The sequence below is a fragment of the Acinetobacter sp. CIP 102529 genome, assembly GCF_000368325.1.
Lineage (GTDB): Bacteria > Pseudomonadota > Gammaproteobacteria > Pseudomonadales > Moraxellaceae > Acinetobacter > Acinetobacter parvus.
In genome coordinates, this window is sequence record NZ_KB849354.1 from 7,247 (window position 1) to 8,414 (window position 1,168).

The 1,168-nt window shown below is 32.8% G+C and carries 1 protein-coding gene; it reads left to right on the forward strand.

Going from position 1 to position 1,168, the window contains the following annotated elements:
* Positions 1 to 441: 441 nt before the first annotated feature.
* A partial coding sequence (locus F972_RS02325) for an IS701 family transposase (protein ID WP_228127547.1) occupies positions 442 to 1,168 on the forward strand: 727 nt, incomplete at its 3' end.

Below are 1,168 nucleotides of genomic sequence, written 5' to 3' on the forward strand. Positions count from 1 at the left end.
TTTAAATGTGACTTGTTCCATTTTAGAGATTTGTTTAAGATAAGATATAACTCATTGAGATGTGTCATAGTATTCGTCGTTAGAAAACAATTATTGTGACATTATTTCAATGAGTTATCTATTTTTGTCGTGTACAGAGATGCGATTTACAATTTATAAAATAAAGATAATGTGACAAATAACTTAGATTCTAATTTATAAAACTTATAAAAAGCATATTAATTTGTAAAAACGTCTATTTTAACCCGAATCGCGGATAAGAAATTGACTTGAAAAATAGAAGGACTAAAGCTATCAGTTGAGTTACCACACAAAACTTACAACCCTAGTCCTAATGTTTTATAGTACAGAATTATTCTGCTTTATTGATGACTTTTTTCTTAAATAGGACTTACGCATTGACGGATTCAAAAAAGTATTAAAATAGTTTATAAAGTATCTGTGATCAGACGAACTAAACATGCTTCTACAGCAACTTGTACATTACCCATTTATATGGGCTTTCTCATGACAGAACCGAACTCTATTAGCTGCACACAACTTGCCGAGACTTATAATATCTCGCATGATAGTGTAAATCGCTTCCTAGAGCGTGAAGACTACACACCTCACGACCTGTATCAAGAAGCAATTCAACATATTGATAATTATAAACTTATAGTCAGTATTGATGATACTGTTTTAGATAAACCGTATAGTCAGCATATGGACTTAGTGAGCTATTTTTGGTCAGGCAAACACCACCGATCCGTCAAGGGTATTAATCTCATTACCTTGTATGCGACAGATCAAAATGGTCAAAATATTCCAATTAATTTCCGAATTTATGACAAATCTGAAGGTAAAACCAAGAATGATTACTTTATGGATATGTTAAGTGAAGTACTCGGTTGGGGTGCAAAGATTCAATTTATTACAGGTGATAGTTGGTATTCATCGACTGGAAATCTAAAAACCATAAGAAAATATGGTATTCGATTTATGTTTGGTATCGACTGTAACCGTAAGGTTTCCCCAGAAAAAGGACAATGGTTTCAACTGCGTTTATTGCCAGATTTCCATCAGGGTCAAGTGGTCTGGCTCAAAGATTTTGGCTTTGTACAATTATTTAAGACTCAGTTAAAAGAACAGCAGAGGTTTTATATTGTGCATCAAGATGAAGATGATT